Source organism: Streptomyces sp. NPDC101165, assembly GCF_044768135.1.
Taxonomy (GTDB): Bacteria; Actinomycetota; Actinomycetes; order Streptomycetales; family Streptomycetaceae; genus Streptomyces.
In genome coordinates this window covers 188,305-201,840 of record NZ_JBIWPG010000009.1, presented here as the reverse complement: position 1 = coordinate 201,840, position 13,536 = coordinate 188,305, and the positions used below count along the sequence as shown (strand labels likewise).

Genomic DNA, 13,536 nt, shown 5'->3' with positions numbered 1-13,536 from the left:
CGAGTTCATCGCTGACTCCTTCGGAAGCGGCGGACGTTGACGACCATCGCGGGGATCACCAGGAGCAGGAGCAGCACGCCGAGTGCGCTGCCCAGGCCCTGGTTGTTGCCGCCGCCGAAGGACACCAGCCACATCTGGGTCGCGAGGACGGTGGCGTCCTCCTGCACCGGTCCCGGCGCGATGATGTAGACGAGGTCGAAGACCTTCATCACGTTGATCACGAGGGTCACGAACACGACGGTCAGCACGGGGGCGAGCAGCGGGACCGTGATCCTGCGGAAGATCTGCCACTCGTTCGCGCCGTCCATCCGGGCGGCTTCCAGCGCGTCCCGTGGGAGGGTCGACAGACCCGCGCCGATCAGCACCATGGCGAAGCCGGTCCAGATCCACAGGTACGCGCCGATGATGGCCGGTGTGACGAGCGTCGGGCCGAGCCAGGAGACTCCCTGGTAGGGCGGCGCGAAGTTCGAGGCGGGCAGCTCCACCGTGTACGAGCCCTGGTCGAGCCCGGTGAAGTGGAAGGAGCCGTCGGACGCGGACGTGGTGCCGGCGATCGTCTTTCCGTCGCGCAGCGCCTCGACCTTCATGCCGGGCAGGCCGCGCTCCTTCGGGTCGACCCTGCCCCGCTTCCCTCCCCCGCCGGGCGTGAAGTCCAGGTAGACCACGCCGCGCAGTTCGTCGGCGGCTGCCGTGCGGGATGCGGCCGGGTAGGCGGGCGAGGTGCCCTTCGGCAGGTCCTTGGGCAGTACGCCCACCAGGCCGAGGGCCACCGAGTGCCCCGGGGACAGGTCCGCGTCCGTCAGGTACGAGCCGTCCCGGCTCCGGCTGAGACCCTGCCCGTCACGCGCCCGGGCCGTCGGATACGACGAGGTCCCCGTGAAGGCGTCGTGGACGGAGACCACGGCGGCGTTGAGGACACCCTTGTCCGGGTCCTCGTCGTAGGCGAGCCGGAAGATGATGCCGGCGGCGAGGAAGGACACGGCCATCGGCATGAACAGCAGGAGCTTGAAGGCGGTGGCCCAGCGCACCTTCTCCACGAGGACGGCCAGGATCAGGCCGAGGCCGGTGAGCAGGGCCGGGGCCACGACGACCCAGATGGTGGTGTTGCGGATGGCCTTCAGGGTGGCCGGGTCGCGGAACATCTCGGCGTAGTTGTCGCCGCCGACGAACCGGGTGCCGGAGGCGTCGAAGAAGCTGCGGCCGACGGAGAACAGCACCGGGTAGACGACGAGGGCGCCGAGCAGGAGCAGGGCGGGGAAGACGAAGAGCAAGGCGACGATCCGGGCGCGCCGCCGGCCGCGGCGCCCGCGGGCCGCGCCTGCGGCCCGCGGGTTCGCCTGTCGTTCGGCGAGTGTGGTGGCGGTCATCTGTCAGCTCAGCCCTGGTAGGCCTTGGCCGCCGCGGACTCCAGCTTCGCCGCGGTGCCCTTCGGGTCCGAGGGGTCGCGCAGGAAGTCCTGGAGCAGCTTCCACTCCCCCGCGCCCTTGGTGCCGCCGAAGGCGGCCGGTGCCTGGTCGGACATGTCGAAGCGGACCGAGTCCCCGGCCGAGACGAGGGACCTGGCGGTGGCCCGGGTGACGTCGTCGCTGTAGGAGGCGAGGTCGAGCTTCTTGTTCGGGGACAGGAAGCCGCCCGCCTTCGCCCACACGGCCGCCGCCTCCGGGGTGGCCAGGTACTCCAGGAGCTTCATGCCGGCCTTGGCGTTCTTGCCGTCCTTGAGGACGACGGCCGCGTCGCCGCCGCTGACCACCGGTGCCGTGCCGCCGCCGACCGCGGGGAACGGGAAGAAGTTCGCGTCCTTGCCGATGGTCTTCTGGAACTGGTCGTGGGCGACGCCGGCGACGAAGTCACCCTCGTAGACCATGCCGGCCGCGGGCTTGGGCCCGAAGACCTTCTCGACCGAGCTGGGGAAGTCGGTGTTCAGCGCCCCCTTCTGGCCGCCGGCGATCAGCTGCTTGTCCTTGAAGAGCTTGCCGAGCGTGGTGAGTGCCTTGACGACCGAGGCGTCCGTCCACTTCAGCTTGTGGGCGGCGAGGGCGTCGTACTTCTCGGGTCCGGCCTGGGAGAGGTAGATGTTCTCGAACCAGTCGGTGAGCGTCCAGCCGTCCTGACCTGCGACGGCGAAGGCCGAGAGCCCGGAGTCGGAGACGGTGTGCCCGGCCTTGAGCATCTCGTCGTAGGTCTTGGGCGGCTTGACGCCGGCCTGGGCGAGGGCGTCGGGGCTGTACCAGACGGTCGACTTGTGGGCGGCCTTGAAGTAGAGGCCGTAGAGGGTGCCGTCGACGCTGCCGTACTTCTTCCACACGGGCGCGAAGTCGGCACCGACCGTCTGCTCGGCGGTCGGGGACAGCGGCTTGAGCCAGCCCTGCTTCGCGAACTGCTGGAGCACGCCGACCTGCGGGACCATCACGACGTCGGGCGCGTTGCCGCCCTCGATCTTGCTGCCGACGACCGTGGAGACGTTGTCGCCGGTGGAGACGAACTGCGTCTTGGCGCCGGTCTTCGCGGTGAACGCGTCGAGCACCTTCTGGAAGTTCTTCTGCTCGCTGCCGGACCAGACGCCGGCCACGGTGACCGTCTGGCCGCTGAGTGCCTTGTCGCCACCTCCCGCGGTGACCGGGCCGCCGCCACAGGCGGTCGCGCCGAGGGCCAGGGCGAGGGCGGTGCAGCTGGTGAGGAGGGTGGTACGGCGTCGCATCATCGTTGATGTCCCTTCGAGGGGTGTGAGTTGACGGAGGATCAGAGGTCGGAGTCGCTCAGCCACCAGGCGGCCGTCGAGCCGGGCAGTACCCCGGCCGTGCAGGGACCGCTGGACAACAGGGGGGTGCCGGAGACCGGCGCGGGCGTGGGGGACGTACCGAAGTTGACGGCGCAGACGAGGCCGTCGCCGCGGACGAAGGCGAGGACGCCCGGCGGGGTGTCCAGCCAGCGCAGCGCGCCCTCGCCCAACTGGGGCAGTGAGGCCCGGAGCTGGAGGCCGTCTCGGTACAGGTGCCAGAAGGAGCGGGTGTCGGCGAGGGCGCGGTCGGTGGCGTACTCGGCGAAGTACTCGGGCTGCGGCAGCCACGGCTTGGCGCTCTCCGCGCCGGAGGTGAAGCCGAACGGGGAGGCCTGCCCGGACCAGGGCAGCGGAACCCGGCAGCCGTCGCGGATGCGGGCGCGGCTTCCGGTGCGGTGGAAGATCGGGTCGGTGAGCACGTCGTCGGGCAGGTCGACGACCTCGGGCAGGCCCAGTTCCTCGCCCTGGTAGATGTACGCGGCTCCGGGCAGCGCCAGCATCAGCAGCGCGGCGGCGCGGGCGCGGGCGGCGCCGAGGCCGCTGCCCTCGGTGGCGGGTTCGCCGTAGCGGGTGACGGTGCGGACCTGGTCGTGGTTGTTGAGCACCCAGGTGACCGTGGAACCCGTGCCGGCTATGTCCTGCATGGCCTCGCAGATGACCTTGCGGAAGGCGTCGGCGTCCCAGGCCGCGCCGAGCAGGTCGAAGAAGAAGGCCTGGTGGAGTTCGTCCGGGCGGACGTACTGGGCGTGTTCGCGGGCGGTGGGGACCGAGACCTCGCCGACCAGCAGCCGCTCGCGTCCGTCGCGTGCCGTGTACTCCTCGCACACCGCGCGCCAGTGCCGCCACACGTCGTGCACCTCGGGCTGGTTCCAGGCGAGCGGGTTGACCGAGTCGCGGGTGCGGGCGTCGGCCTCCGGGTCGTCGGAGTCGGGCAGTCCGGGGTGCTTGTAGAGGCCGGCAGCGACGTCGATGCGGAAGCCGTCCGCACCGCGGTCCAGCCAGAAGCGCAGGACGCGGTCGAACTCGGCGGGGATCTCGGGGTTGCGCCAGTTCCAGTCGGGCTGTTCGGGCGTGAACATGTGCAGGTACCACTGGCCGGGGCGGCCGTCCGCCTCCGTGACCCGGGTCCAGGCCGGGCCGCCGAACATGGCGTGCCAGTTGTTGGGCGGCGCGCTGCCGTCCGGGCCGCGGCCGTCGGCGAAGTGGAAGCGGGCGCGGGCCGGGCTGCCGGGCTCGGCGGCGAGGGCCTCGCGGAACCACGGGTGCTCGCTGGAGCAGTGGTTGGGGACGATGTCCAGGAGCACCCTGACGCCGAGCCGCCGGGCGGCCGCCACCAGCAGGTCGAACTCGGCGAGGTCGCCGAAGAGCGGGTCGACGCCGCAGTAGTCGGCGACGTCGTAGCCGTGGTCGTGCTGGGGCGAGGGGTAGAAGGGGCTCAGCCAGATCCCGTCGACGCCGAGCTTCTTCAGGTACGGCAGTCCCGCGCGGACTCCGGCGAGATCGCCGATGCCGTCGCCGGTGCTGTCGAGGAAGCTGCGGACGTAGACCTGGTAGATCACCGCGTCACGCCACCAATGATGCCTGTTCAACCCTGTGGCCTGTCTCTGTGAAGGGCAGCAGTTATGCATGCATGTTAGGTAGGCGTGTCGCGAGGGTGTCAATGAAAAGAACGAACACTACTGGGGAGTTGGGGTAACAAATACGGACCTACTGGGGCACTCTGAAGCCAGATGAGATGTCCGCGTTACCTAACAAGTAACTAGCGACTGGAGACGGCGGCCAGCTCGTGCGCCAGTCGGCGCACCGCGGCCTCGGGCGTCTCGTGCCCGGTCAGCGCGTCCTGCACGACCGCCTGCACCACCAGACTGACCTGGTCGTAGTGCGGGCTCTTGGGGCGCGGTTCGGCCGTGAGGACGGCCGTGCGCAGGGTCGGCAGGTAGGGGAACTTCCGTACGAGCGCGGGGTCTTCGTAGAGCGCGGCGCGCACGGGTGGCAGTGAGCCCCGGGTGAGCACCTGGCGCTGGACGCCCTCACTGGTGAGGTACGCGATCAGGCGCGCGGCCGAGTCGGGGTGCCGGGCGTGGGTGTTGACGGCCAGGTTGGAGCCGCCGAGGACGCTCTTCCCCGGCCCGTCGGGCCCGGGCAGCGGTACGGCGCCGATCCGGCCGGCGACCTTGGAGCCCGGGGCCGAGGCCACGGCGTAGGCGTAGGGCCAATTGCGCAGGAAGAGCAGCCGGCCGTCCTGGAAGGCCTGTTTGGACTCCTCTTCCTTGTACGTCAGCGCCGCCTTCGGGATCCAGCCCTCGCGCAGACCGCGGGCCAGGAAGCCGATGCCCTCGCGGGCCGCGTCCGAGTCGACGGTGACGCGGGTGCCCTCGTCGCCGAGGATGGAGCCGCCCGCCGAGTACACGGCCTCGGCCGCGTTGACGGTCAGGCCCTCGTAGGGCAGGAGCTGGCCCGCGTAGCCGTCCAGACCGTACTTGGGCGCGACGGTCTTCGCGTCGTGCTCCAGCTCGGCCCAGGTGCGCGGCGGCGGCACGCCCTCCTTGGCGAGGACGTCCTTGCGGTACAGCAGCAGCCCGGCGTTGGTGACGTACGGCACGGCGTACAGCCGCCCGTCGTACGTGGCCGTGTCCACGACCGGCTGCAGGAAGCTCTTGAGCGGGAAGCGGTCGCGCGGCAGCGGGCGGATCCAGCCGGCGGCCGCGAACTCCGAGGTCCAGTTGACGTCGATGTTGAGGACGTCGAACCGGCCCCGGTCGCCGCCGCGCAGGTCGGTGGTCATCTGCGCGTGGGTCTCGTCGGCGGAGTCCGGCAGCTCGACGAGGGTGACCTTCTCCGCGGGATGCGTACGGTTCCAGCCCTCCAGGAGCGGACCGAGGTAGCCGGTGAGGTCACCGGCGGTGGCCAGGGTGAGCGGACCGCTCCGGTCGCGCTCGTCGGCGGGCGCGCCGGCTCCGGAGGCCATGTACCCGGACAGGGCCACGGCCAGAACGAGGAGCCCCCTACCGGCGGCGTGCATCCACCGCATAGGTTCCTCCCTGAACACGTACACCCGGCCACGGGCACCCTCGCCCGACGGTCAGAGGCCATGTATACCTGTTAGGTATGGGCGATACTAGGGCCTGGAGCACATTGAGCAGACAGGAGGAGAGCACGAGTGCGCCTTGCCCTCCTGGCACTCCTGGCACGTGGCCCGGCCCACGGCTACGAGCTGAAGCAGGACCTTGAGCAACTGCTGGGCTCCGCGTACCCTCAGCCGAACGTCGGCCAGATCTACGTGACCCTCGGCCGCCTCGAGAAGTCGGGACTGATCGAGGGCGAGGACGTCGAGCAGTCCAGCCGGCCCAACAAGAAGGTCTACCGCCTCACCGACGCCGGGCGCGAGGCGCTGCACGCCTGGTTCGAGGAGACCGAGGACGAGCCGCGGGTCCGGGACGAGTTCTTCATGAAGCTCGCGCTCGCCCCGCAGACCGGTCTCGTCGAGCAGATCTCCCTCATCAACAAGCAGCGGCGCCAGTACCTCAACACCATGCGCAACCTGTCGAAGCTGGCCGCGGCCGAGAAGCGGGACAACCGAATCGCCCATCTGCTCATAGAGGGCGCGATGCTGCACCTGCAGGCCGACCTCGACTGGCTGGAGCGGTGCCAGGAGGAACTGGAGGAGCTGGAGTGAGCGACGCCCACGCTCCTGTGCTGCGCGCCGAGAGTCTGGTGAAGACCCACCACGGCGAGGGCGCGCCGGCGCGTGCCGTCCGCGGGGTCGACCTGAGCGTCGAGCGCGGCGAGTTCGTGGCGATCACCGGACCGTCCGGCGCCGGCAAGTCCACGCTGCTGCACCTGCTCGGCGGCCTGCAGCGGCCGGACGAGGGCAGCATCTGGCTCGACGGCCGGTGCACGGACTCCTTCAGCGAGGCGCGCTGGGCGGTGGAGCGCAGGAAGGCCATCGGGATCGTCTTCCAGTTCTTCAACCTGGTGTCGAACCTGTCGGTCGCCGACAACGTCGAGCTGCCCGCCCTGCTCGCCGGCGTCCCGCCGAAGCGGGCCCGGGCCGAGCGCGAGGCCCTCCTTTCCGAGCTGGGTCTGGAGGGCAAGGAGCGCAGCATGCCGGGCGAGCTGTCCGGCGGCGAACAGCAGCGGGTCGCGCTCGCCCGCGCCCTGGTCAACCACCCGCCGCTGCTGCTCGCGGACGAGCCCGCCGGCAGCCTCGACAGCAAGGGCACCCGTGAGGTGATGCGGCTGCTGTCCCGCTTCCACGGGCGCGGCCAGACCATCGTGCTGGTCACCCACGACGCCCGGCTGGCCAGCGCCGCCGACCGCGTGATCAGCTTCTTCGACGGCCGCATTGCCGACGACGCCGCACTGGACGGCACCCCGTCCCGCAAGCCCGGGACCTCCGGTGTGCTGGAGCTGAGGGACTGATGGCGCGCCGACTGCCCGGGGCCGGGGGCTGAGCCGTGCGAGCCACCCTGCGCTGGGCCCACTCCGATCTGCGCACGCATCGCGGCGAGGCGCTGTTCATCACGCTCGCCACCGCCGGCATCGTCGCCTCGCTGCTGCTGGCCGCCGCCCTCTTCGGCTACGCCACCAACCCCTGGCAGCGGACCTTCACCCAGGCACGCGGGGCCCACGTCTGGATCCACACGGCCGCCTCCACCGACGCCCAGCGGCTCGCCCGGCTGGACGGTGTCGAGTCCGTCGCCGGCCCCTACCGGACCGAGGCCGCCACCGTCGCCTCCCGCGGCACCCGCGCCGCCGTGGAGCTGCGCGGCACCCCGCACCTGCCCTCCGTCGGGCGCCCGCTGCTCACCGCCGGCCACTGGCTGGATCCGGCGCAGCCGGACGGCGTGGTCCTGGAGACCCGTCTGGCCCGGGCCCTGCTGGCCGAGCCCGGCGACACCCTGACACTCCCCGGCACCGCCCGCACCCTGACCGTCGAGGGCATCGCCGACAGCGCGGAGCCCGGCTACAGCCCGGGCGCCCAGCCGGGGCTCGTCTGGGCGCTGCCGACCGCCGTGCGGGCCCCCGGCGGCCAGGTGACCGGGCTGCGCCTGAAGGACCCTTCCGACACGGACTACGCGGTCCAGCGTGCCGTCACCGTGCTGGGCGCGGGCGCGGTCGGCGAGGTCTCCACCTGGCAGCAGGCGCGGGCCGACGCACAGGGCGAGAACCGGCTCCTCGGCCAGGTGCTCGGCCTGTTCGGACTCGGCGCCCTGGTCGCCGCGGGATTCGCCGTGCACGGGGCGATCGGCACCCGCATCCGAGGCCATCTGCGGGACATCTCGGTACTGAAGGCGATCGGCTTCACCCCGGGCCAGGTCGTACGGATCTTCCTGCTCCAGCACCTGGCGTACGCCCTGCTGGGTGCGGTGGCCGCGGCCGCGGTGACCGAGAGTCTCGGCACCTGGATCCCGGGACGACTCGGCGACGCGGTGGGCGTGTGGCAGGGCTTGCCGGGGCACACCGTGGCGCTCTCCGCCGTGCCCGTGACAGCGGTGCTGTTCATCGGTCTGACCACGGGACTCGCGGCCTGGCGGGCGGGCCGGGTACCGCCGGTGCCGGTGCCCCGCCCGTCGGCTCCGGCGGGCGGTCGGCTGACCGGCCTGGCCCGCCGTGCCCTGGGGCTGCGGCTGCCGGCCGCGCTGGTCCTGGGCTGCCACAAGGCGTTCGCGGGCCGCGGCCGGTCGCTGGCCGGCGTGGCCAGGCTGACGCTGCCGCTGCTGCTGATCGTGGTGGCGCTCAGCGCGTGGACCACCATCGACCGCTTCCACAGCAGCCCGGACCGGGTGGGCCTGCCGACGGCGCTCACCCTCCGCTCGGACGGCGACCTGAGCGACTCGGACGTACGGGCCCTGCTGGCGGCGAACAACCAGGTCACCGCCGCCTACCCGGGCGTCGAGCTGGCCGCACTGGTCCCCGGTCAGACCGGGACGATCGCGCTGCGCGGCCTCGGCACCCGTACGCAGCCGTACCCCTACACCCTCGCCGAGGGCCGGGCCGCGCACGGACCGGACGAGGCCGTGGCCGGCCAGGGCCTGCTGGACCTGCTGCATGTGCGGGTCGGCGACTGGGTGCGGATGACGGTGGGCGAGCAGCCGCAGATACTGCACATCGTGGGCCGCAGCATCGAACCGCAGAACGCCGGCCGGGTCGTGACGACCTCCCTGGACACCCTCCGCGAGAACGACCCGCGGCTGTCCCCGGCCTTCTACCAGCTGCGGCTGCGCCCGGGCGCCGACCCGCAGCGGGTCGCCTCCGCCCTGGCCACAGCCGGAAACGGACACCTGGACGTGCACGCCGTGACCAACCCGGCCGACGGGCTGTCCCCGCTGCGCGCGGTCGTCGCCGGGCTGATCGCCGTGCTCGCCCTCATCGGGCTCGTCGAGCTGCTCACCGCGATCGGCGGAAGCGTCCGGGAGGGCGAGCGCGACATGCTCGCCCTCCGAGCGATCGGCATGTCCCCTCGGCAGATCACCGCGATCACCGTCACGGCGACGACCTGCACGGCCCTGGCCGCGGTCCTCGCCGGTACGGCCCTGGGACTGCCACTGGCGCACCGGCTGATCGACGCCCAGGGCAGTTCCAACGGCATCGGCGCCGGCATCGCCCAGGCACCCTCGCCCGGCCTGCTGCTCCTGCTGGACGCGGGCGCCGTACTGGGAGCCGCGGCCCTGGCCGCCCTCCCCGCGGCCCGGGCGGCACGCCGCCGCCTGGCGGACACGCTGAGCGCGGTGGCCTGACCCCGGTTCCGCCGACCCGGGACCGGCGTCCTGCTCCTGCCCCGAACTTCCACAGCACACATAAGACGCACTGGAGAATCGTCCGCGGCAGCGCTCGGGCGTGCGGGTCAGCTACGGCCGCGCAGCTCCCGGTACCTGGCGACCAGGGCCTTCGTGGAGGCGTCCAGGCCGGGGACCTCCGCGCCCGTCGTCAGGGCCGGCTCGACGCGCTTGGCGAGCACCTTGCCCAGCTCCACGCCCCACTGGTCGAAGGAGTCGATGTTCCACACGGCGCCCTGGACGAACACCTTGTGCTCGTAGAGCGCGACGAGCTGGCCGAGCACGGACGGGGTCAGCTCGCGCGCGAGGATCGTGGTCGTCGGCCGGTTGCCCGGGAACGTCTTGTGCGGGACCAGCTCCTCGGCGACGCCCTCCGCACGGACCTCCTCGGCCGTCTTGCCGAAGGCGAGCGCCTGGGTCTGGGCGAAGAAGTTGGCCATCAACAGGTCGTGCTGGGCCTTGAGTTCACCGCTCAGCTCGGCGACCGGCTCGGCGAAGCCGATGAAGTCCGCCGGGATCAGCTTGGTGCCCTGGTGGATCAACTGGTAGTAGGCGTGCTGCCCGTTGGTGCCGGGCGTGCCCCAGACCACCGGGCCGGTCTGCCATTCGACCCGCTTGCCGTCCCGCGCCACGTACTTGCCGTTGGACTCCATGTCCAGCTGCTGCAGGTACGCCGTGAACTTGGACAGGTAGTGGCTGTACGGCAGCACCGCGTGCGACTGGGCGTCGTGGAAGTTGTCGTACCAGATGCCCAACAGGCCCAGGAGCAGCGGCACGTTGGACTCGGCGGGTGCGGTGCGGAAGTGGTCGTCGATCAGGCGGAAGCCGTCGAGCATCTCCCGGAAGCGGTCGGGCCCGATGGCGATCATCAGGGACAGGCCGATCGCGGAGTCGTAGGAGTAGCGGCCGCCGACCCAGTCCCAGAACTCGAACATGTTGGCCGTGTCGATGCCGAACTCGGCGACCTTCTCGGCGTTGGTCGACAGGGCCACGAAGTGTTTGGCCACCGCGGACTCGGCGCCGAGCGCGTCCAGCAGCCACTTACGGGCCGAGGTCGCATTGGTGATCGTCTCGATGGTGGTGAAGGTCTTGGAGGCGATGATGAACAGCGTCTCGGCCGGGTCCAGGTCGCGGGTGGCCTCGTGCAGGTCGGCGCCGTCCACGTTGGAGACGAAGCGCACGGTGAGGTCGCGGTCGGTGAAGCTGCGCAGCACCTCGTAGGCCATCGCGGGACCCAGGTCGGAGCCGCCGATGCCGACGTTGATCACGTTCTTGATGCGCTTGCCGGTGTGGCCGGTCCACGCACCCGAACGCACGCGCTCGGCGAAGTCGCTCATCCTGTCCAGGACGGCGTGCACGGCCGGGACGACGTTCTCGCCGTCGACCTCGATCACCGCGTCCCGCGGAGCGCGCAGCGCGGTGTGCAGCACCGCCCGGTTCTCGGTGACGTTGATCTTCTCGCCGCGGAACATGGCGTCCCGCAGGCCGAAGACGTCCGTCGTGGCGGCCAGCTCGCGCAGCAGCCGCAGCGTCTCGTCGGTGACCAGGTGCTTCGAGTAGTCGATGTACAGGTCGCCGACCTGCAGGGTGTACCCGGCGCCACGCTCCGGATCGGCGGCGAACAGCTCCCGCAGACGGGTGTCGGCCAGCGCCTCCCGGTGCTTGGTGAGAGCGGTCCACTCGGGCGTCTGGTTGAGCCTGGTACGTCCGTCTGCGTTCATATCCGACTTCAGCCTTCTTTCCTGCAACCTGTCCTGCTGCGTACCTTGCCCCGCTGCCGGTTCCAACCTAGTTGATCAGTGGGTGCCCTGAGCTGTTGCGGCGCCGTCCTGCGGGGCAACAACAGGTACGTCCGGCTTGCGCGCGGGTATCAGCGCGATGACGGCGAGGACGAAGAAACCGGCCGTGAGCAGCGGCGGGGTGTTGACGCCCCAGGCGGTCGCGACGGCGCCGCCCAGCAGGGCGCCCAGGGGCACGCCGGCGCAGGCCAGGGTCCGGAAGGCAGCGGCGACCCGGCCGAGCAGCTCGGCGGGGCTGCGCTCCTGCATCAGGGTCGTCGTGTTCACGTTCCACACCATGCCCATGAGCCCGAAGACGGCGAGCGCCCCCACCAGCACGGTCAGGCTGCGCACGGCGCCCATGACGACGAGCGCCCCGGTCTGCACGGCGCCGGCGAGCAGGACGGAGCCCGTCCGGCCGAGGCGGTCCACCAGCCGGCCGTTCAGCAGCCCTCCGGCCAGGTTGCCCAGGGTGACGGCGGTGCCCGCCGCCGCGAATCCCGCGGGTCCCGCGTCCAGCCAGCCGGTGACCAGGACGACCAGGGTGGCGAGCAGTGCGCCCATGCCGATGTTGCACAGGGCGGTGGCGGCACAGAGTCCGCGCAGGGCGCCGTCGCGCCACAGGGTGCGCAGTCCGTCCGCGATGTCCCGGCGCAGGGTGCCGCCTCCGGGGCCGGTCGTCCGCCGGGTGACCGGGAGGGTGGCGACCAGGGCGGCGGCCACCAGGAACGTGGCCGCGTCGACGGCGAAGGGGAGGGCTGCCCCGGCGGCGATCAGCAGCGGCACGGCCGGCGCGCCGAGCAGTCCGCCGGCGATCCGCTGTCCGGTCATCAGCCGGGCGTTCGCGCTGCCGAGCGCCTCGGTCTCCACCAGGGCGGGCAGCAGGGCCGTCGACGCGTTGTCGAACAGCGTCTGGAGCGTGGTCAGGGTGAAGGCCAGCAGGATCAGCAGGCCGATCGAGGCGTGCCCCAGCGCGACGGCGACGGCGAATCCCGCGACCAGCAGGCCCCGCAGCCCGTCGACCGTCCACATGGCCCGCCGCTGGTCCACCCGATCGGCGACGGCGCCGCCGAGCAGCCCGAAGACGATCCAGGGCAGATAGCCGCAGGCGGTGACCGACGCGATGAGCAGGGGCTCGTCGGTCAGCGAGGCGGCGAGCAGCGGCAGCGCGGCCGTACGCAGCGCGTCACCGAAGCTGGAGAGCACCGCGGCACTCCACAGCCGCCCGAATCCCCCGCGCCACGCGGGCGCACCTGGCTCCGCCACCCCGACCGCCGTCACAACTCCCCCTCGCGGTTCACGCCTTCACGTAAACCGTAGGGGGTGCCACTGACAGTCGGCCGGACGCGCGGGGAGGAACGGCTTCGGCCAGACACCGTGGGGCACCCGGCCGATGACAAGTCCTAGATCTCGCCGCGCAGTTTCGCGAGCGCCTCCGCGAGGATCGCCTCGCCGTCCGCATCGCTGCGCCGCTCCCGTACGTACGCGAGGTGCGTCTTGTACGGCTCGGTGCGCGGCGGGTCCGGCGGGTTGTCCCGGTCCTGGCCGGCCGGGAAGCCGCAGCGCGGGCAGTCCCAGGTCTCGGGCACCTGTGCGTCGCTGGCGAAGCTCGGCTGCGTCTCGTGCCCGTTGGAGCACCAGAAGGAGATGCGCAGACGCGGCGCGGACTCGCCGCGCTCGGCCTCGCCCATCGGCCCCGCCCCGACCCGACTTCCTCGGATCGCGTTGCCACTTGCCACGGTGTAACTCCCTGCGTAATGGTGCCGCGAAGCGAGTCGGCGTTCCGCTTCGCCGCGAGCGCCTCAGTCTACGTAAGGCCCAACGCGCGTCCAGTGATTGGAGTTACAGCCCCCACATCTAGACGCAAGCCCCATGATAGGCCGCGCTCACGAGCGCGTACCGAACATGGGGCCTTACGTACGGAATGTATGTGCTTGCGAGACGCCGATCAGCTGTTCGTCTTCATCAGGATGCCGAGGACGACGATGCACGCGAACCAGAGCAGACCGATCACGATGGTGATGCGGTCGAGGTTGCGCTCGGCGACCGAGGAGCCACCGACGGACGACTGCATGCCGCCACCGAACATGTCGGAGAGGCCGCCGCCCTTCCCCTTGTGCATCAGCACCAGCAGCATCATCAGCAGGCTGAAGACGATCAGGGCGATCGAGAACCCCAAAACCACGGCTGGACCAACTTC

At 71.4% G+C, this 13,536-nt stretch carries 11 protein-coding genes; 3 read left to right on the top strand and 8 right to left on the bottom strand.

Translation table 11 applies throughout. The features are described from left to right. Positions 1 to 5: 5 nt before the first annotated feature. The 4 genes from ACIRVH_RS20940 to ACIRVH_RS20925 form a co-directional block, all read right to left on the bottom strand. A complete protein-coding gene (locus ACIRVH_RS20940) occupies positions 6 to 1,367 on the bottom strand; it encodes an ABC transporter permease subunit (protein ID WP_403955366.1) in 1,362 nt (453 codons plus the stop codon). Positions 1,368 to 1,375: 8 nt separating this feature from the next. Continuing rightward, a complete protein-coding gene (locus ACIRVH_RS20935; RefSeq protein ID WP_403955364.1) occupies positions 1,376 to 2,701 on the bottom strand; it encodes an ABC transporter substrate-binding protein in 1,326 nt (441 codons plus the stop codon). A 38-nt stretch (positions 2,702 to 2,739) separates the two neighbouring features. Then, the gene (locus ACIRVH_RS20930; RefSeq protein ID WP_403955361.1) at positions 2,740 to 4,407 is read right to left on the bottom strand and encodes a glycoside hydrolase family 13 protein; all 1,668 of its coding nucleotides are present in this window, start codon (positions 4,405 to 4,407) and stop codon (positions 2,740 to 2,742) included. Between the two features lie 131 nt (positions 4,408 to 4,538). Then, positions 4,539 to 5,810: an ABC transporter substrate-binding protein gene (locus tag ACIRVH_RS20925; RefSeq protein ID WP_403955358.1), complete on the bottom strand. Its 1,272-nt coding sequence runs from the start codon at positions 5,808 to 5,810 to the stop codon at positions 4,539 to 4,541. A 129-nt stretch (positions 5,811 to 5,939) separates the two neighbouring features. On the opposite strand from ACIRVH_RS20925, the gene ACIRVH_RS20920 reads away from it, so the two are divergent. Genes ACIRVH_RS20920 through ACIRVH_RS20910 form a run of 3 tightly spaced genes read left to right on the top strand, consistent with a single transcriptional unit; the run spans position 5,940 to position 9,519 of the window. Further along, entirely contained in the window at positions 5,940 to 6,455 is a 516-nt protein-coding gene (locus ACIRVH_RS20920; RefSeq protein ID WP_403955354.1) for a PadR family transcriptional regulator, read from the top strand. Next, positions 6,452 to 7,201: an ABC transporter ATP-binding protein gene (locus tag ACIRVH_RS20915; RefSeq protein WP_403955352.1), complete on the top strand. Its 750-nt coding sequence runs from the start codon at positions 6,452 to 6,454 to the stop codon at positions 7,199 to 7,201. Before ACIRVH_RS20920 ends, ACIRVH_RS20915 begins: the two co-directional genes overlap by 4 nt. Before the next feature lie 35 nt (positions 7,202 to 7,236). Next, positions 7,237 to 9,519 carry an FtsX-like permease family protein gene (locus tag ACIRVH_RS20910; RefSeq protein ID WP_403955349.1) on the top strand — a complete coding sequence of 761 codons (2,283 nt, stop codon included), beginning with the start codon at positions 7,237 to 7,239 and terminating at the stop codon, positions 9,517 to 9,519. Positions 9,520 to 9,626: 107 nt separating this feature from the next. On the opposite strand, the gene pgi is transcribed toward ACIRVH_RS20910, so the two are convergent. The 4 genes from pgi to secG all read right to left on the bottom strand — a co-directional run bounded on the left by pgi (position 9,627) and on the right by secG (position 13,515). Next, entirely contained in the window at positions 9,627 to 11,279 is a 1,653-nt protein-coding gene (pgi, locus tag ACIRVH_RS20905) for a glucose-6-phosphate isomerase (RefSeq protein WP_403955346.1), read from the bottom strand. A 75-nt stretch (positions 11,280 to 11,354) separates the two neighbouring features. Further along, positions 11,355 to 12,617: an MFS transporter gene (locus ACIRVH_RS20900; RefSeq protein ID WP_403955343.1), complete on the bottom strand. Its 1,263-nt coding sequence runs from the start codon at positions 12,615 to 12,617 to the stop codon at positions 11,355 to 11,357. A gap of 122 nt (positions 12,618 to 12,739) precedes the next feature. After that, positions 12,740 to 13,027 carry an RNA polymerase-binding protein RbpA gene (locus ACIRVH_RS20895; RefSeq protein WP_007448238.1) on the bottom strand — a complete coding sequence of 96 codons (288 nt, stop codon included), beginning with the start codon at positions 13,025 to 13,027 and terminating at the stop codon, positions 12,740 to 12,742. Positions 13,028 to 13,284: 257 nt separating this feature from the next. Continuing rightward, positions 13,285 to 13,515 (bottom strand): preprotein translocase subunit SecG, encoded by a 231-nt coding sequence (gene secG / locus ACIRVH_RS20890; RefSeq protein ID WP_403955762.1) that lies wholly within the window; start codon positions 13,513 to 13,515, stop codon positions 13,285 to 13,287. Positions 13,516 to 13,536 lie beyond the last annotated feature (21 nt).